The organism is Bradyrhizobium sp. BR 1432 (assembly GCF_051547705.1).
GTDB classification, from domain to species: domain Bacteria; phylum Pseudomonadota; class Alphaproteobacteria; order Rhizobiales; family Xanthobacteraceae; genus Bradyrhizobium; species Bradyrhizobium zhanjiangense.
In genome coordinates this window covers 693,228-710,934 of sequence record NZ_JBPUGF010000004.1, presented here as the reverse complement: position 1 = coordinate 710,934, position 17,707 = coordinate 693,228, and the positions used below count along the sequence as shown (strand labels likewise).

Below are 17,707 nucleotides of genomic sequence, written 5' to 3'. Positions count from 1 at the left end.
GCCGCTTGCCGCCCGATCGCCCTCTAAGAAGGCCGTGGGCGCGGTCCTCTCCGCCGCCGAGGGGAAGCTCGACCCATCGGCCTCGCGGTGACGACCGCATCCCCTCCATCCCGTACCGGCTATGCCGTCAGCTCCATGAATTGGGCGACATCCTGCGCCGCGATCTGAACGCGGCTTGCGGCCCGAAGGGCGTCGAGTCCGAGCAGGCGAAGGTCCTCATTGAAGTCGCCAAGCCGTGGCGAGATCACGATCGCCTCGATCCCGGCCTCCTGCGTCCGGTCGATCAAGGTCGCCAAGGCACGGTCACCGGCAGGATCGTCGTCGCGGGCGACGTAGAGCCGGCGAAGCGTGTCCGGGAGCAGGATGGCGGAGAGGTGTGCCGCCGAGAGGGCCGCGACCATCGGCATGGTCGGCAGGACGCAGCGGAGCGACAGCATCGTCTCGATGCCCTCGCCGGCCGCCATGACTTCGCCAGCTAAGCCAAATCGAACGGCATGACCAAGTAGGTCGCCCATCGCCCGCTTCGGCGTGTCGATCAGCGCCTTGCCGAGTGTCGTCTCGCTGAACCCGCCGGGATCAAGCCAGGTGCGATGTGCGCCGGTCAAATGGCCGGAGAGATCGGTGACCGCGGCGATCATCGCCGGCCAGGTCTCGGTCGGGCTGTGGTCATCGGGCCGGTAGTAGCAACGCGGGTGAAAGCGCAGACTTCCGGTTGCGTGCAAAGCCTTAATGCCGCGATCGCGGAGATACGCTTCTACGAGCGTGCCCTCGATCGGTTGCGACATTGCGAACAGTCGCCGCGCCGCTTGCGGCGATCCGGCGGGGACCGGTGTGCGCGCGGGCTTTGGAGGCGGTTGAGCGCGCGGCAGACTCAGAAAGCGCCGTGCCTCATTGGCGACATCGCGAAAGTCGATGAAACCGCAGCTCACGCGGATCACGTCGAGGAGATCGCCATGTTCGGCCGAGGCGGCATCTCGCCAATGCCCGGCGGCGCCAGGACCGAATTCCGGTCCGCTGAGCCGGACGAACATCGACCGGCCGGGCGTATTGCGAACGTCGCCCACCATCCAGTAGCGGCCCTGTCGCCGCCCGTTGGATAGGTAATGGCGGCACACCGCTTCGGCGTCACGTGCGAGACGGCGGGCCAGTTCGGAGGCGTTGTGGCGGGCCATCAGGCGGCCTCCCGCTCGCCGATGCGCTCGACCGGATAATGGTCGAGCACCTTGGCCAACACGGCGGCACCGGTCGCATCTGATGGCACGAACATGCGCAGCTTCCACGAGATCATCTCGCTGAAGAGGCCGTAGGCGCGCAGCCGGTCGCGCATCGTGTCGGTGAAGCCGGACAGCTCGATGCGGTGGGCGCCCATCACGCGTACGCGGCGGAGCTGCAGGCCCTCGGCAAGGTCAAGGACGGTTCGGCCCTCCATCAGGACTGAGTAAGCTTCGTCCGGGGTCAAGCTGGTGGTCCCGTTCACGGAAGCGTTCGCCGCCCAGGCCGAGGAGACCCTGCGACCGATGATGCGCTCGCCATCGTCGGTCTGAAGCCGATAAACCCGGGTCGAATCGTTCGGGAGTCGTTTCCAGATCGGCAGCAGCAGGCCGGCGACGATGTGGAGCGTGCTGTCGGCGAACTCCGGCACGTCGGCGACTTCGCTGGTCCATGCGGCAGCAAAGGCCTCGCGCTCCGCCAGCTGCCAGTGGCTCTCGTCCATCAACTTCAGGGAAACATGATGGTGCTCCATCGGCCGGATCAGCCGCACGCGGCGTTCGATCTCGCCATCATCGAGCATGAAGCCCGGCGCGGGGATCTGCACTGCGGCGCGGCTCGAGCGCTCATTGACCAGCATCACCGCGCGAGGATCGGCGAGATGATCGAGCGCTTGATCCAGCGCCATGGGGCGATTGCGCCGACGCTCAGTGATTGTGAGCAGCCGGGTTTCCGCGCCGGTCGCAATGTGCGTGTAGATCGCGCGACGATCGGTGACGACGAAGCTCTCGGCCTGCAGTGTCTCCAGGCCGACGTCGTAGACGCCGCTGGCGATTGCACCCTCAACCTTGGCGTTGAGCAACTGCTCGAACGCCGTGAACAGCACGCCCTGCAGATTGATGGTCAGTGCCAGCAGGCGGTTGAGAAAGGTCGTGATCGGCGGCAGTTCATCCTTGATGCCGTTGGCATCCAGGAGGACGAGCCCAGTCGCCTCCTCAAACATCTGGAGCGAGCAGCCTTCGACCTTGCCGCGCACGAGCAGCAGGTAGAGCTGGCGCAGCGCGTCGCGCGCATAGTGGCTTTCCAGATTGTCCTCGGGCCGGAACAAGCCCTGGCCGCCGGTCTGGCGCTGGCCGCGCGTGATGGCGCCCAGCGTGTCAAGGCGGCGAGCAATGGTCGACAGGAAGCGCTTCTCTGCCTTCGCGTCGGTCGCGATCGGACGGAAGAGCGGTGGCTGCGCCTGGTTGGTGCGGTTGGTGCGACCGAGACCCTGGATCGCGGCATCGGCCTTCCAGCCCGGCTCGAGCAGATAGTGGACGCGAAGCCGGCAATTCCGCGCTGACAGCTCGGCGTGGTAGCTACGTCCGGTGCCGCCGGCGTCCGAGAAGACAAGCACGCGCTTTGCGTCATCCATGAAGGCGGCGGTCTCGGCCAGATTGGCGGAGGCGGCGCGGTTTTCGACGCCAAGGCGGTCACCCCTGCGCACCACGCGCCGCGAACGTCCGGTCACTTCCGCCACGAGGTCTGTGCCGAAACGCTGCACGATCTGATCCAGCGCGCCGGGAACAGGCGGAAGCGAAGCGAGCCGCTCGATCAGCTCATTGCGGCGCTCGACTGCCGCACGGCTTTCGACCGGCTGGCCGTCGCGAAAGACGGGCCGGGACGAGATTGCCCTCGCTGTCGGTGAAGGGCTCGTAGAGCTGCACCGGGAAGGAATGGGCGAGGTAATCCAACACGTACTCGCGCGGCGTGATGTCCACGCGGACGTCGTTCCATTCCTCAGTTGGAATCTCGGCGAGCCGGCGTTCCATCAGCGCCTCGCCGGTCGACACGATCTGGATGACGGCGGCATAGCCATCCGCCAGATCCCGCTCGATGGAGCGGACCAGGGTCGGCGTCTTCATGCTGGTGAGCAAATGGCCGAAGAAACGCTGCTTGGCCAACTCGAAGGCCGAGCGCGCGGCCGATTTCGCCTGGCGGTTGAGCGTGCCGGTCTCGCCGGTGATGTTGGCGGCCTGCATCGCCGCCTCGAGGTGATTGTGGATGATGGCGAATGCGCCAGCATAGGCGTCATAGATCCGCCGCTGCTCGTCGGTGAGCTGGTGCTCGACCAGTTCATACTCAACACCGTCGTAGGAGAGCGAGCGGGCGGTGTAGAGGCCGAGCGCCCGCAGGTCACGGGCGAGGACCTCCATTGCCGCGACACCTCCATCCTCGATCGCCTCCACGAACTCCGCGCGTGTGCCGAACGGAAAATCCTCTCCGCCCCAGAGGCCGAGCCGCTGGGCGTAGGCGAGATTGTGGACGGTGGTGGCTCCGGTCGCCGAGACGTAGACGACGCGGGCGTGGGGTAGCGCGTGCTGCAAGCGCAAGCCCGCACGCCCCTGCTGCGAAGGGGTCACGTCACCCCGCTCTCCCTTGCCGCCACCGGCGTTCTGCATGGCATGGCTCTCGTCGAAGATGATCACTCCGTCGAAGTCGGCTCCCAACCATTCAACGATTTGGCGGACGCGCGATAGCTTCTCGCCGCGATCGTCGGACCGCAGCGTAGCGTAGGTTAAAAATAGGATACCTTCGGCCAGCCGGATCTCGCCCCCTTGAGGGAAGCGCGAGAGCGGCATGACGAGCAGACGCTCCATGCCGAGCGCCAACCAGTCGCGCTGCGCGTCCTCAAGCAGCTTGTCAGACTTCGAAATCCAGACCGCCTTGCGCCGGCCCTGCAGCCAGTTGTCGAGAATGATGCCAGCGGACTGACGACCCTTGCCGGTGCCGGTCCCATCGCCGAGCATGAAGCCACGACGAAAACGAACGGCGTTCGGCGCGTCGTCGCGGGCGGCCGTGACGAGATCGAAAGTCTCGTCCACGGTCCAAGCGCCAGCGAGATAGTCGCCATGCGCGTCGCCAGCATAGATCAGCGTCTCGAGCTGGGCGTCGGACAGGATGCCGTCGCTGACCAGGTTCGCCGGCAGGCGCGGCCGATAGCTCGGCTTCGGCGGCGCGACTGAGGCCATCGCGGCGGACTGTACCAGCTTGGTCGGGTGCGCTTGCGCGCCCACTATTCGGATCGATTGCAGCCGGTATTCCTCGTAAATGGCGTCGCTGAGGCGCGCGCTCTCGGGCGGCGTCCAGTCGATAGTCTCATAGGCGAGGTCGATGGCTTCGGGATCGACGATCGATGCCTTGGCTGACCGCGCGGCGGCGCCTACGAGATAGCCGCGCACGCTGCGAGGCGCGGGCGATGCCGACATTGGAAGCGCGGTGGTTGATTTGATGGTCAGGCGAGCAGGAACGTATTCGCCGATCCAGCGGAGCAGCGTCGCGACGTCGGGTGCTAGTCCCGGCGACTCCGGGAGCGTGTGCGGATCGTCGGCCGGCGCCTTGTCGATGATCGTCAGGCGCGTCTCGATCCTGGTGCCGTGCTTGGCATAGACAGCGCCGGCAATCGCGGCGGTAAACACCACGCGGCCGCGTTCCTGCAACCGGGTGAAGGCGTCGCGCCAAGCCGAGGCTTCGGGTGAGAAGTTTGCGCCGGTGATCGCGACCAGCCGGCCGCCATCGGCGAGACGCGCCAGGGCCGAAGCGATGTGACGGTAGGCCGTGTCGGCCATGCGGGCGGAAACGTTCGCCATCGCCGAGAACGGCGGGTTCATCAGCACGACACTCGGGACGATCGCGGGATCGAGGTGATCGTCAATTTCGGCCGCGTCGAAGCGCGTGACCGAGTTGGCTGGAAAGAGGGACGAGAGCAACATGGCCCTGGTCTCGGCCAGCTCGTTCAGCACGAGGCCGCCGCCGGCGATCTCAGCAAGGATAGCGAGCAGGCCGGTGCCCGCGGACGGTTCCAGCACGCGGTCCGCTGACTTCGGCCGCGATCATGTGCGGCTCGTCCGCTTCATCGGCCGGAGCTTCCTCGTCCTCGCCGGCGAGGAATTCCGGCAGCGCATCGCCCTCGGGCTCCGCGGCGTCGACAGTCGGCGTCTGGTCGGCGTCGGCCATTCTCAGTGGCTCGGGCAGCCAGCCGGTCTCCGCCAGGAGGCGTTCGGCCTCCTTGGCCATGTCGCCCTTCTTCAGATGATCGATGAGCTGGGCCGCCCGCTCGCCGGCGCCTTCACGCACAGCATCGAGGATTCGGCGCTTCGGGACCCGGCCGAGATAGTTCTCAACGGTGGGACGCCAGCCGGCTTCCGCCATGTCGAGATCGACTGCTCTCGCGATACGATCGGCGTCGGCGATGCGCTGCTCGACGGTGTGCGGCGTGGTGCCGCCGCCGTAGCGGTCGCCCTTCTCGTAGAGCGCGTTGACGCCGAACGAGGCGCAGTGCGCAAAGAGCGTAGCCTGCTCGTCGCCGTTGAGGCCGGTGACCCAGTCCCAGAGGTCGGCCTTGTCCTTCGGCAGACGCTCCTCCCAGGACTTGTGGCGCGCGTTGATCGCTTTGGCCGCCGGCGTGTCCTTCAGCCCCTGCGCCTGCACCGGGAAGCCGGCGCTGCGCACGGAAACCTCCATCGCCGTCCCGTAGCAGGAATAGCGGGAGAAGACGTCGAGGCAGAATTTGTGCAGCACCGCCTGGAAGGCGACCGAAGGCGTGACCGCCAGCTTGTCGCGCAGCGCCAACGCCCGCTCCGCCGTGAGCTCAGTCAGCAGGCGGTCCGGCAGCGTCTTCACCGCATCATCATCCTCGTCCTCGGGCTCTGCAATCTGTCCGCCGACGGTGATGACAGCGCGCTGGCTGACCCGCGCCGATGGCTCCGCGCACTCCGGTGCCACGGCAGCGAATTCGCCATCACTCCCCTGCCCCGGCTCGGCCACGGGCACCTCGTCCTCGGGTCGGACATAGCCGCGATCGACCGACAGCCTGCCTTCCGCGTCGATGCCGACGAACACGCCCGCGCGGGCGATGTCGATCGGCTGATAGGTGACGGGTCGATCATCGAAAGCAGGCGAGAGCCGTCTCGATCTCGCCAAGTCGCCGGTCAACCTCGTCGGGCAGTTCGTCCACGCTGTCATACTCGGCTTCGAGCCTGGCATGTTCTGCGTTGAGCGCCTCGATTGTCGCCTGCTCTTCGGCCGTGAGACCGGAGGGCACCTCGTCCAACTCGCGTAGGCCTCGAGTATGGCCGTAGGAAAAGTCTATCGCGACCTCGATCCACTTCCAGCCTTCGGCGGCGATCGTTTCCGCCTCTGCCTTCAGCTTCTCTGCGACCAGGCTGTCGAGCAGAGCGGCGTGCTCAAGCCAGCCGCCGTCGTCGGACTCGAACAGGTCGCGCAGCACCACGCCCCCGGCCGCCTCGTAGGCGTCGAGGCCGACAAACACGGCGCGCCGGTCGGAGGGCACGCACCGTCTTCTCTGTCAGCATGCGGCGGATCTGATACGGCTCCTTCTGCCAAGAGCCGGAGATAGCCAGCCAGACTTGCTCCTGGCGGCCATGATCGGCGGTGACGGCGAAAGCCATCAACTGCTCGAGCGACATGCCGTCCTCTGCATAGACGTCGAGCAACACGGGCGAAACCGAGGCGAGGCGCAGACGTTGCTTCACGACGTTGACCGAGGTGAAGAAGGCTGCGGCGATGTCCTCCTCGGTCTGGCCTTTCTCGCGCAGAGCCTGGAAGGCGCGGAACTGGTCGAGCGGGTGCAGCGGCGCGCGCTGGATGTTCTCGGCGAGCGAATCGTCCTCGGCAGGAATCTCGGTCGCGGGATTGCGCACGACGCAAGGCACCGGCGCGGTCTTGGCCAGGCGCTTCTGCTTCACCAGCAGCTCAAGCGCGCGATAGCGGCGCCCGCCGGCCGGGATCTCGAACATGCCGGTCTCGGCGCCTTCGGCGTTGAGGACCGGCCGGACGTTGAGGCTTTGGAGCAAGGTACGCCGGGCGATGTCCTCGGCAAGCTCCTCAATGGAGACGCCGGCCTTTAGGCGCCGGACGTTCGACTGGCTGAGCACCAGCTTATTGAAGGGAATGTCGCGCGAGGACGAGAGTGTGATCTTCTGAACGGCAGTAGCCATCAGGATAGTCTCCACGACGAGCGCGGAGAGCCTCTCTCTCCGCATCCAACTCGTCGCGAAGACCGGCGCAGCCCTCTCCCTCTCTTTTTCCGGCTCACCCTCACAAGTCACGACTGGGAGAACCGCCATCACCCGCGCTCGCGCTTGGACGGCGCCGCGGCGTAGATCTTGCGCTCCGCCGCCCGAATGCTGCCGATCTGCCTGGCGGCTTGGGCCCAGGCCGAGATCGGGGCCATGCCCTCGAAGAGAAGGTCGCTCTCGATTCCCATGCCGAGCGGCAGACGGACGCCGTGATCTCTGCCAGGCTAAACGACCCCAGTTCGGCTTCGCCGAGATGGGTCAGACTAAACAGAGTATCGCCTTCCAAGTCGAGCTCGGTCGCGAGCCAGACTTCCGCACCGAGCGGGTTGAAGAATTGACCACCGGCATGGTCGGTGTCAGGCTCACGCCGTTGGGCGTAGGCGTTCGCGTATCTCGGGAGTGAGGAGGATCATGCCGCACTCCTGTCGATGCCGGACTGGACACGGTCGTCGGCCAGCAGGAAGCCGAGAATCCGATCGGCCGCCTTGCTAGCCTGTGAGGCTGCACGGACGACGGCGCGATTGTCCTCGCGTAGCACCTCGAGCCAGGAGCCGATGTAATCGGCGTGCCGAACTGTCGGCACGATGCCGAGCGAGGCGCAGCAGAATCCCGCGTTCATTTCCGCAATTAGCTCTTCAAACGCGTACTTCTTCAGTGCCGAAGCTGCCGGTAAGATCGCGACCGAGTCGGGAGGCATGGCCGGTGGCGTGACCGAGCTCGTGCAAGGCCGTCCGATGCCAGTTGATTGGTTCGAAGTAGGCGTGCGGCGGCGGCACCATGACGAAGTCGGCGTCCGGCGCGTAGAAGGCACGGTTGCCGCCGATCCGAAAGTCGATGCCGGTGGAGCGGATCAGCGCCTCGACCCGGGGTTCGATCAGGCCTGGCGGAGGCGGCGGCGCGACGATCGCGACGTCTTCGGGCAGGCCCTCGCATTGCGCCGTGTTGAAGACCGTGAACCGTTTCAGGAACGGGATCGTGGCGGCTTCTTCGCCGGTCTCGCGCGCGCGCTTCTTCTCGTCGTCCGGCACGAAGCGGTCGGCATACACGACGGTCGTGCCGTGCTCACCCTTGCGAACATTACCGCCGAGCGAGAGCGCCTGGCGAAACGTAAGCCAGCTCTGGCCGGGATAGCCATGGGCGATGACGGCGCCCCAGAGGATCAGGATGTTGATCCCCGAATCTGCCGGCCTGTGGCGGCGTTCTTCGGCATGGCGAGCGGCGCTTTCGCTGCTGCCGTTCCCCAAGGCTGGACCCAGGGCACGCGGCCGGCCTCCAGCTCGCTGACGATCTTGTCGGGTGATTTCATCATAGAGGTTCGCCCGGTTCGAGCCGGCGCGAGCGGATGTGGTCGTTCTGGACATCGCGGATCTCCGCGACGGGCGCCGGAGGCCTCTCCTCCAGCCTGCAACCCGTCACGGCGAAGCCAGTCCGCACTCTCAACTCTAAGGGGGCGTTGCGGGGACCTCCCCGCAGAAGGGGTCGGCCAGAACACCGGGCTCGGGCGTAGGGAAGGCGCTCCCCCTCAAACGCGCAATGCCGGAAGTCAGGATGTCAGCATCGGCGTATTTCCGTGCTTCTGGCCGTTTTCAGCGAGTTGGCCTGTCGATTCAGTTCATAGTAAGAGAATTCGAGGCCCCTCAACCCTTACGGATACTCGTCATGCGGATCGAGCTCTGAAAAATCTGTCAGCTTGTCGTAGCGTATGCAGGTAGTACATTTGCGAGCCTTCCCGAAAATGCATGCCGCACAGACACCCGCAGAAGGGACAGCACACGTCGATCTCAAGCTTTAGCCAATTCCCACACACCGAGACATTCGGGCACCGCGTTGCGATCATAATCGTCAATCTGGAACGCATCGGCAATTTTGGCGAACGCTCGGTTCAGGCCACGCTGGTTCGCCCGTTATTGCAATCCCTTTTCCTGTGGATCGACGTGCAATAAATGTTTCGCACACTGTCGCGTCTATTGAGTGATAGATTGCGACCCCTGCTCAACTGGCGATTGACGTGAACAAACGGGGGAGAGTGGGGTGTAGATGCCGTTCGGCTGCGCAGCTGAGTGGATGTTCGGTTAATTTGAGAGTGAGGCACGCTCCCGTGACCAACATATTGGCTGGCGCGAATACATGCTGTCAGAAGCTTTATCGAATCGAGGAACCGGCACCGGGAAAATCAGTTCCCGTCGTTGCTAGTATGCCGCACAGCGGCACCTTCGTTCCGCCATCGATCGCGAATGCATTTACGCCACTTCATCGAACGTGGCTGAGAAACACTGATTGGTATCTCCCACTGGTCTACGATTTTCTGCCTGAGTTGGGCGTTACGACTATCGCGGCTACACACAGTCGATACGTCACTGACCTAAATCGGGATCCGGAAGGACTGTTATTTGGCTCATTCCACGAAGCTGTCATCTTTAACTCGATGTTTGATGGAACGCCGATCTATCAGGAGCTCCCGGAAGCACCGGCTCTTCGTCAACGATTGGTCGACTACCACTCACCTTACCATGAAGAGCTGTCAAATATCATCGGACGCCTGCTGACGTTGCATGAGCGGGTTCTGCTTCTTGATCTGCACTCTTTTTTCGGACCCATCGAAGACGATGTCTGCGTCGGTGACCTACGGGGTGTATCGTGTCGGCAAGAGACGACCAATCTCGCCATCAATGCCTTCGCACGACAACGCTTCCGGACGGTCTGCAACGAGCCCTTCTCGGGCGGTTATTTGATTACGGAGACACTCCGAACTCTTCGACGGAGGCGCTACAGATCGAGCTGCGCTACACGACGTATCTGCACTGCAGTCGCATAGACGAGCCTATCCGACCGCAAATCGATCCAATACAGCTTCAGCATTTAAAACCGCGACTTCGCGATGTGTTCAAAGAAATTATCGATCTGTGGTGCGGGATGTCACGGACCAGTGCATAGCCGCGCGGCCGGTTTGCCGGGGCGGGCGAGCGCGCGTCACATGGTCTTCCAACGCGAACAAGGTCGACGAGTTCGTCAATGAGGCGAAGGTCAATGGACCGGATGCCGCTCACGGCCCGCGTCTGCGCATCGGATTTATGATCTGAGCTCCGGCGAAATCCCCCTCGTTATCCGTTACGACAGTACATTCGTTAGCCGTCGCAACGGCTGCGATGATCATGTCGAGCCCACTGCGCGGCCGTCCGGCGACTTTGCCCTCCGCCATCAGGCGCGCCCAGATAAGCCCGGCCTTCTCGTCGAATGGCAGAATGCGACCCGCGAACAAGGCCTGAGGTCCCTCCGGACCCGAGAACCACACATCGAGAGCATCCCGTTTTTTCCCGCGTGGCTTTTCAAGGATGCCGCGCCGGATTTCCGCGACTGTCAGTGACGCGATGAACAGGTCCTCGTCTCGCTGTACTGCCATCCAGGCCAGCAGGGACTCTGACGGCTGTGGCCTGACGACGTTACTGATGATGTTGGTGTCGAGCAGATAGCGCTTCACAGATCGATCTCGCGCCCTTCTTCGCGCGGGCGCGTCAGGTCGAGATCGGCGCCGACGAGTGGCGAGCGACGCAATGCGTTCAAGATGCCACCGGGATTGGACGGCTCGCTCGAAACGGCTTTTTGAACCGTGCGCCGGAGATTCCTAGCTTCCGGCCCTTCCTCGGTCAGCTTGCGCGCAAGCGCTCTGATGAGGTCGCGGTCGGTCTCGAGGGCTGGAGTTCGAACCGCACAATGCCACGCTTCGTCAGCCGGGATCGATAATTTTCGATCGCCCTTTTCTGTGCGCTCTTGCTCACTGATCGCCTCCATAGCATATCTGGATATATAGCCAAATCTTCGGTTCGTTGCAAGGCCGCGAGTCGTTTGTGATGCGGATGACAAGAGGGCGGAGCTATGGGCGATGTCGCGATCACGCAAATGGCGATTTGAACTCGTCATCACGAAAATGTTCTCTGTGCGCTCGACTTTGCCACATCCCGATCTGCTACTCCTCGCATCTCGGATCAGCGCGCGACAGCGATGCAACGCATTGATGTCATGAGCTGTTTTTCCTTGTCTTGAGGCAGCAAGTCGCCACTTTGTCACTAGGCGGAGCGATCCGCGCAATGGCAGGGACACGGCGGTGGCACGACCGAGAGGAACAACGGCCGAAAAGCTTCGCGTGGTCGTCGATGCGGCGCCCAAAGCCACGGTTGCGTTCGTCGCGTCCAGCCCCAATCCACGCCTTATCAATCTGGTGCGATTGCTCGCCCGGCAAGCCGCGCGGGATTTCGTCCAAGCCGAAACCGAGAACCGGAAGCGTGACCGTCTCCCGGACTAAGGAGGAGTCATGAAGATCGCACTTTACGCCCGTTACTCGTCCGACAATCAGCGCGACGCATCGATCGAAGATCAGTTGCGGATCTGCCGCCTCCACGCCGAGAAGCAACGGCGTTGGTTGTGGCCGATGGACCCACATCGACGGGTTCAGCGAGACCATCATCCGCTACATCCGCGGGAGATCGAAGCCCGCGACTGATGATAGCTGGAGCTAGTGATGATAGCTGGAGCGCCGATAAAGAGGAGACGGGCCATGACGGGAATGCACAAGGCGCAACGAGAGGTGCCAGCGCCAACGCAGCGGCTGTTCCTGACACGCCGGGAGGCTGCCATCGAATTGCGGATGTCGCTGGCAAAACTGGACCGCGTGATCGCGCGCGGCGAACTGAAGGCCAAGAAGCACGGACACTCGGTGGTGGTGATGGCGAGCGAGATCACGCGCTATATCGAGCAATGGCCCGACGTACAACCGCGCGCCGTTCGTGGCGCGCGGTGAAGACTAATTTTCAGCTACGAGCCCTCCGTTGCGTCTCTAACGCCGCATATTCAGGCGACCGCCTTGAGCTGCGGCCTCGGCCGCGCAAGATGGCGCTCCCATGCATTCATGATGCCCATGCGGGGCTTCCAGAGCCGATTGCGCCGGTAGGCGCGCTTGACCTTGTCGCCCGGATTGTGTGCCATGCAGTAGCCGATGGCATCGGGATTGAACTTCATGGTTTCGCCGTCGTCCTGCAGCTCATTTTCCGCCCACGTCTGGAAGGTGGCGCGCATGCCGTGCGGCGTCGCGTTCTTCTTCAGCGTATCCACGAGCAGATCGCGCATGGTGTTTTCGGAGATCGGCTGCTCGAATGGATTTTTGAGCTGACTAGCGTCGCCGGGCCACAACAGCCCGACCGGCTGGCCGGGAAGGTTTCTTGCAGGTACGCAATCTGCTCTTTGAGCACGGCGACGAGACGCGGGACCATCGGCAGGATGAACGGATGGCCGTCGTCATCGACCTTCATCAGGTCGTTCGGCACAGTCCATTTCGGACCCGGCCGCAACGGATCGTCAGCACCGCCTTCCAGATCGAGATGGTCGATGTGCAGATAGCGCACCGCATTGGTGCGCAGGTTGGAGAGGATCAGCGCTTCAAGCGCGCGTGCCGACTGGCTCTTGATGGCCCGCAGCTCGACCATGAACTTCAGGCATCTTCTCTCCCTTGAGCGCTTTCATGGGTCCGCGAATCCGCCCGCGCTTTTTGACGGGCTTGCCGAGCACCGCGACGATAGCCTCAACGCTTGCCGGATCGCTCATGGGACGCAGTTCTTCCCTCGCCGCCGCCTTCAGGACGCGGGCAACCAGCGCACGCACTTCCTCGGCCATCGCCGGCTTGGCGTCCCAGATCCGACGCATGACGTCGAGCACCTCGGGCGTGCCGATTTTCTCAATCGGCAGGTTGTTGATCGCCGTGCAATAGATCGGAATGATCCGCTTCATGCCTGCGGCATCCTTGGCGTTCTTGCGCTTGTCAGCCCACCCTGCGACGACTTTCGTGCCATAGGTTTCGAAGGTCGGGCCGGTCTTGCGGCGGCCCACGCCTTTGGTGGTCTCAGGATAGATGCCCTGCTTGATGTCGTCCTGCAGTTTGAGATGCGCGGCGAGCGCGGCGCTGTAAGAGAAATCCTCTACGCTGCCGAGTGGCGTGAGCTTGGGCTGGCGCTTCTGGCTCTCCTTCAGCATGTGCTTGGGCTTCTCCCACTGCGAATAGAACAGACGCGAGTTGCCGGTCACGAGCAGTTTGAAGCTCCGATGGTGTTCATCGGTATAGAGCTTCTGCTTGCGCTTGCCTTTCTCGTCCAGCCCGCCGTCCGGCAGGGAATGAAGATTTTTGGCGTTGAAAAACTTGGTCATAATTTCGGAAATTCCAAGATCGATTGGGCTTAATGCCCAGTCATACTTCGCTGCGTTATCTAGCTTAATTCCGTTTTTAATTCAAGGCGGCCCGAGGCGGGTGATGAGAGATGCGGACGCAAGACATGGTTAGAGGAGAAAAGCCCATAATTAACAAAGCATTGCCGCCAAGCGCGCGATGCGCGGGAAGGAGATCGGAGGAGGATTGAGGAGGCTTGATAATACCGGTGGCTGGGGCGGGAGGATCGAACCTCCGAATGGCGGAATCAAAATCAGTTTGATTATTCAGTGATTTTAATGCGCATTTGGAAGAAACGTCAAAAATGCGCTCTAGCTATTTCAATAGCTTACTCGTCATTTCCAAATAAGACGCAGCCCGCAGATGCGCGTTTTCGTTCAGGTCATCGCTCGGTCCCGGAACAGCGTTTCGATCAGCGGGCATTCTGGCTGGGTGCCGTCCGCGCATCGCGCGACCACGTCCTTGAGCACACGCTCCATGCGCCTCAGGTCTGCGATCTTCGCCCTTATGTCGTCGAGGTGTGCGGCAGCAATCACGCGCACATCAGTGCAAGGCTGGTCGCGCTCATCGACGAGGTGTAATAGCTCACGGACTTCGTGAAGCGAGAAGCCGAGTTCGCGCGCCCGCAAAATGAAGCGAATACGCCGTTCGTGCGTCGCGTCGTAACTCCGATAGCCGCCCGGCGTACGCGGCGGTTCGGGCAGAAGACCTACCTTCTCGTAATAACGCACCGTCTCCAGGTTGCAGCCCGTCCGCTGGGCGAGCTCGGCCCGCTGCATGCTCTTCACCCCGGTGTGACCGCGCATTGGAGAATCTCCTTGACCCTGTAGTCGCTACAGACCGGATGCTACGGCGCGGCTGAAATTCGAGCAAGGAAAGAGACAGGACGTGACTGCCCGGCGACTTGGAACAACAGGAATCGTGCCTCCCGCGGCCGGCATGCCGGAACGAGGCCTGGTCGGACAGCAGCACGTGGTTGCCATTGGCGGCATCCTTGGCGCCCTTGCGGCTTCCTCTTGCTGCATCGTGCCGCTCATCCTGTTCAGTCTGGGCGTCGGCGGAGCTTGGATCGGCAATCTCACCGCACTCGCACCCTACCAGCCGCTGTTCGTGGCAGCGACGGTCGGGGTGCTGGGCTATGGGTTTTATCTCGTTTATTGGAAGCCAGGACAGACCTGCGCCGACGGCGCGATCTGTGCCCGTCCGATCTCCAATCGTATCGTTAAGGTAGCGCTCTGGCTTGCGACGCTGCTCGTGCTGGCAGCCTTTGCCTTCGGCCATGTCGCTCCGCTGCTGCTCGACGCCTGAGAACCGAGAGGAGAGTTGCCCCATGAACAAGAGCTTTGGCGTCGTCGCCCTGATCGTTCTCGCAATATCGGGCACGGCGGCCGTTGCCGGCGAGCGGACGGTCACGTTCGCCGTCGACAACATGACCTGCGCCTCATGCCCCTACATCGTGAAGAGCTCGATGGCGGCAGTCCACGGCGTCGCCAAGGTCGCTGTCTCATTTGCGGCCAAGACCGCGACCGTGACTTTCGATGACGCAAAGACGAATCCGGACGCGATTGCAGCGGCGAGCTTGAACGCAGGCTACCCGGCGCATGCAAAGCCGCAAGGCAGCTGAGATGGATGACTGCGGCCCGGGAAGTGCGGCGCATATCGCTATGGATTGTCGGCGCCGATCGAGCAACGGCCCCTATGACCTCGTCGTGATCGGCGCGGGCTCGGCCGGATTTTCGGCGGCGATCACGGCTGCCGATCAGGGCGCCCGCGTGGCTCTCGTCGGCAGAGGTACCATCGGCGGCACTTGCGTCAACGTCGGCTGCGTCCCATCGAAGACATTGATCCGTGCCGCAGAACAACTCCACAATGCGCGCGTCGCCGCGCGCTTCGCCGGGATCACGGCTGAGGCCGCGGTGACCGATTGGCGGCAGACCGTTCGCCAGAAGAACGCGCTCGTCACGGGACTGCGCCAGACCAAATATGTCGACCTGCTGCCGGCTTACCGGGACATCACTCTTCGCGAAGGGCCAGCGCGTTTTGCGGACGGCGGGGTCGCGGTAGATGGCACGCACATTCTTGCCAGGAAGATCATCATCGCGACCGGCGCGCGTCCGGCGATTCCCGCCATACCCGGTCTCGACACCGTGCCTTATCTGACGAGCACGACGGCGCTCGATCTCGAGACGCTGCCGCGGTCGCTGCTCGTGATCGGCGGCGGCTATGTCGGGGCGGAGCTTGCCCAGATGTTCGTCCGCGCCGGCGTAACCGTGACGCTGGTGTGCCGGTCTCGCCTGCTCCCCGAGGCCGAGCCTGAAATCAGCGCGGCGCTCACGCAGTATTTCGTGGATGAGGGCATCCGTGTCGTCGCCGGCGTCGCTTACCGCGAGATCCGGAAAACGGGGGAAGGCATCGCGCTCACCATCGCGCGCGGCGAACGGAACATAACCATCGAGGCCGCCCAGGTGCTCATCGCCACCGGGCGCACACCCAACATCGAAGGCCTTGGGCTTGCCGAATACGGGATTGCTGTCTCGCCAAAGGGCGGCATCGTCGTCGATGAACACATGCGGACTACCCGGACCGGCATCTACGCCGCGGGCGACGTGACGGGTCGCGACCAGTTCGTCTACATGGCGGCCTATGGCGCCAAGCTCGCGGCGATCAATGCCTTGAATGGCGATAGCCGGCGCTACGACAACCGCGCCATGCCGGTCGTCGTGTTCACCGACCCGCAAGTGGCAAGCGTCGGCCTCACGGAAGCTGCGGCACGCAACGCCGGGCACGACGTGCGCGTTTCCACAATCGGTCTCGACCAGGTGCCGCGGGCGATGGCCGCTCGCGATACCCGTGGGCTGATCAAGCTGGTGTCGGATGCACGGAGCGACCGGCTGCTCGGCGCGCACATCCTCGCACCGGAAGGTGCTGACAGCATTCAGACGGCTACGCTCGCAATCCGACAGGGCCTGACTGTCGCTGATCTCGTCGAGACGATCTTTCCCTATCTGACCACCGTCGAAGGCCTCAAGCTCGCAGCGCTGTCGTTTGGTAAAGAGATTTCCAAATTGTCGTGCTGCGCTGGGTGATCGTCGTCGAGGCCCGAACACGGCGGCGAAAGAGAATTCGCTCTTGCCACCTGCTCAGATGCTTCGGGCACCTCGCCAGAGAACCCGTGCACGGGCGGCGGACGGTCACTCCATCAGCGCAGGCCGGGCGGGATGCACCCTCGGGTCCCAACACGGCAGTGCCAACCGACCTTCCTTCCATGACTCCAGCCGGGCGGCCTGACCGCAGGACCATGCATTTGCGCTCTCGCCATCATGGGTCTGTGCGTGGCCGTCGGAGACATTCGGCTAGCACTGAAGCCAGTGTGCGCACCGGCCATGCCCTGGCCACTCATACCCATGCCAGATCGCTGTGCATCAGCAGGACCGGCTATCGCAACGCAAAATCCAACGGCTGCAGTCATAGCGAGCAAGTTCCTCCACATAGAGCGTCTCCTTTTCGGCCATGCCCTGCACCTCAACTCTCAGAAGCGAACGCCGGGCATGAAGCCGCGTTCCAATGGACGGAGGAGCGCGCGAATGACTAATGAGTCAGTTTCTGACGCAGAGGTCAGTCTTAATGCGATGCGATCAAGGACCTGCTACCGCGACCGGCCGCAGCTCTGACAGGCATGCTCGCGGCCATCGCGGCCTTCCTGGTCAGCCTCCCCGACCGGTCGCGTCTGTGGCTTCTGCTGCCGATGCCCGCGCTCATCCTTTGGCTTTCGAATGTCGGCTATCAGTGCCTCACGCAATGGGTTGCCATCGGTCCTGACGGCATGAGCCTTGGCGAGGCCGCGCGTTGCTTCGCCACGCTCGTGCTCACCAGCCTGCCATTGTCGCTCGCAATGCTGGTGATGCTGCGCTACGCAGCGCCGCTGCGTCCGACCGCCGTCACCTTCATGGGAAGCGTGGCCGTCGCCGCGATCACGGCAACCGCGCTGTCGCTCTTCCACATCATCGATGCGACCGTGATGATCCTGATGTGGAACTTCGGCACGGCGGTGCTGTTTATCGGTCTCGCAGGCGCTTTCGGCCGGAAGATGTTCCGATGGGTGGCGCCGCGAACGCTTTATGCGAAGGACTAAGCTCGTTGGCATCTCGGGCGAAGTTTGCGGCTGCATCCCTTCGGCGCGTAGAGCATGAAAGAGATCGGGTGGGCT

13 protein-coding genes and 5 pseudogenes are annotated in these 17,707 nt (G+C 63.3%); 6 read left to right on the top strand and 12 right to left on the bottom strand.

The annotated features are described in order from the left end of the window. Positions 1-119: 119 nt before the first annotated feature. The 5 genes and pseudogenes from ACSKB8_RS44330 to ACSKB8_RS44310 all read right to left on the bottom strand — a co-directional run bounded on the left by ACSKB8_RS44330 (position 120) and on the right by ACSKB8_RS44310 (position 8,650). The gene (locus ACSKB8_RS44330) at positions 120-1,172 is read right to left on the bottom strand and encodes a DUF7146 domain-containing protein (protein ID WP_438111730.1); all 1,053 of its coding nucleotides are present in this window, start codon (positions 1,170-1,172) and stop codon (positions 120-122) included. Continuing rightward, positions 1,172-5,066 (bottom strand): annotated as a pseudogene (locus tag ACSKB8_RS44325) (strawberry notch-like NTP hydrolase domain-containing protein); the annotation flags it as partial. The gene ACSKB8_RS44330 and the pseudogene ACSKB8_RS44325, both read right to left, overlap by 1 nt. Beyond that, positions 5,011-7,208, bottom strand: a pseudogene (locus tag ACSKB8_RS44320) (ParB/RepB/Spo0J family partition protein). The pseudogenes ACSKB8_RS44320 and ACSKB8_RS44325, both read right to left, overlap by 56 nt. Before the next feature lie 128 nt (positions 7,209-7,336). Next, positions 7,337-7,702 (bottom strand): annotated as a pseudogene (locus ACSKB8_RS44315) (DUF2958 domain-containing protein). Beyond that, positions 7,699-8,650 (bottom strand): annotated as a pseudogene (locus ACSKB8_RS44310) (ArdC family protein). The pseudogenes ACSKB8_RS44315 and ACSKB8_RS44310 overlap by 4 nt, the downstream one beginning before the upstream one ends. Before the next feature lie 647 nt (positions 8,651-9,297). On the opposite strand from ACSKB8_RS44310, the gene ACSKB8_RS44305 reads away from it, so the two are divergent. Continuing rightward, positions 9,298-10,104, top strand: a complete 807-nt coding sequence (locus ACSKB8_RS44305) for an N-formylglutamate amidohydrolase (RefSeq protein ID WP_438111729.1) — start codon at positions 9,298-9,300, stop codon at positions 10,102-10,104. 228 nt (positions 10,105-10,332) lie between these two features. On the opposite strand, the gene ACSKB8_RS44300 is transcribed toward ACSKB8_RS44305, so the two are convergent. From ACSKB8_RS44300 to ACSKB8_RS44290, 3 genes and pseudogenes are all read right to left on the bottom strand, one after another. Beyond that, entirely contained in the window at positions 10,333-10,767 is a 435-nt protein-coding gene (locus tag ACSKB8_RS44300) for a PIN domain-containing protein (RefSeq protein ID WP_438111728.1), read from the bottom strand. Further along, a pseudogene (locus ACSKB8_RS44295) lies at positions 10,764-11,083 on the bottom strand (hypothetical protein). Before ACSKB8_RS44295 ends, ACSKB8_RS44300 begins: the two are co-directional and overlap by 4 nt. Before the next feature lie 221 nt (positions 11,084-11,304). Then, complete coding sequence (locus tag ACSKB8_RS44290) at positions 11,305-11,751, bottom strand: hypothetical protein (protein ID WP_438111808.1); 447 nt, start codon at positions 11,749-11,751, stop codon at positions 11,305-11,307. Between the two features lie 90 nt (positions 11,752-11,841). Here ACSKB8_RS44290 and ACSKB8_RS44285 point away from each other — a divergent pair, with 90 nt between their 5' ends. Then, positions 11,842-12,084 carry a hypothetical protein gene (locus tag ACSKB8_RS44285; protein ID WP_298109524.1) on the top strand — a complete coding sequence of 81 codons (243 nt, stop codon included), beginning with the start codon at positions 11,842-11,844 and terminating at the stop codon, positions 12,082-12,084. A 50-nt stretch (positions 12,085-12,134) separates the two neighbouring features. On the opposite strand, the gene ACSKB8_RS44280 is transcribed toward ACSKB8_RS44285, so the two are convergent. The 4 genes from ACSKB8_RS44280 to ACSKB8_RS44265 form a co-directional block, all read right to left on the bottom strand. Further along, positions 12,135-12,410: a hypothetical protein gene (locus tag ACSKB8_RS44280; RefSeq protein WP_438111727.1), complete on the bottom strand. Its 276-nt coding sequence runs from the start codon at positions 12,408-12,410 to the stop codon at positions 12,135-12,137. Next, positions 12,383-12,766 (bottom strand): hypothetical protein, encoded by a 384-nt coding sequence (locus ACSKB8_RS44275; protein WP_438111726.1) that lies wholly within the window; start codon positions 12,764-12,766, stop codon positions 12,383-12,385. The genes ACSKB8_RS44280 and ACSKB8_RS44275 overlap by 28 nt, the downstream gene beginning before the upstream one ends. Next, a complete protein-coding gene (locus ACSKB8_RS44270) occupies positions 12,720-13,481 on the bottom strand; it encodes a phage integrase central domain-containing protein (RefSeq protein ID WP_438111725.1) in 762 nt (253 codons plus the stop codon). The genes ACSKB8_RS44275 and ACSKB8_RS44270 overlap by 47 nt, the downstream gene beginning before the upstream one ends. A 396-nt stretch (positions 13,482-13,877) precedes the next feature. Continuing rightward, positions 13,878-14,306: a MerR family transcriptional regulator gene (locus ACSKB8_RS44265; protein ID WP_438111724.1), complete on the bottom strand. Its 429-nt coding sequence runs from the start codon at positions 14,304-14,306 to the stop codon at positions 13,878-13,880. Between the two features lie 82 nt (positions 14,307-14,388). Between ACSKB8_RS44265 and ACSKB8_RS44260 the strand changes: the two genes are divergently transcribed. The 4 genes from ACSKB8_RS44260 (at position 14,389) to ACSKB8_RS44245 (ending at position 17,632) form a co-directional block, all read left to right on the top strand. Continuing rightward, positions 14,389-14,808: a mercuric transporter MerT family protein gene (locus ACSKB8_RS44260; protein WP_438111723.1), complete on the top strand. Its 420-nt coding sequence runs from the start codon at positions 14,389-14,391 to the stop codon at positions 14,806-14,808. A gap of 22 nt (positions 14,809-14,830) precedes the next feature. Continuing rightward, on the top strand, positions 14,831-15,124 hold the full coding sequence (locus ACSKB8_RS44255; protein ID WP_438111722.1) for a heavy-metal-associated domain-containing protein: 294 nt from the start codon (positions 14,831-14,833) through the stop codon (positions 15,122-15,124). A 1-nt stretch (position 15,125) separates the two neighbouring features. Then, on the top strand, positions 15,126-16,586 hold the full coding sequence (gene merA / locus ACSKB8_RS44250; RefSeq protein WP_438111721.1) for a mercury(II) reductase: 1,461 nt from the start codon (positions 15,126-15,128) through the stop codon (positions 16,584-16,586). Between the two features lie 548 nt (positions 16,587-17,134). Beyond that, positions 17,135-17,632 carry an NrsF family protein gene (locus tag ACSKB8_RS44245; protein WP_438111798.1) on the top strand — a complete coding sequence of 166 codons (498 nt, stop codon included), beginning with the start codon at positions 17,135-17,137 and terminating at the stop codon, positions 17,630-17,632. The last annotated feature ends 75 nt before the right edge of the window (positions 17,633-17,707 follow it).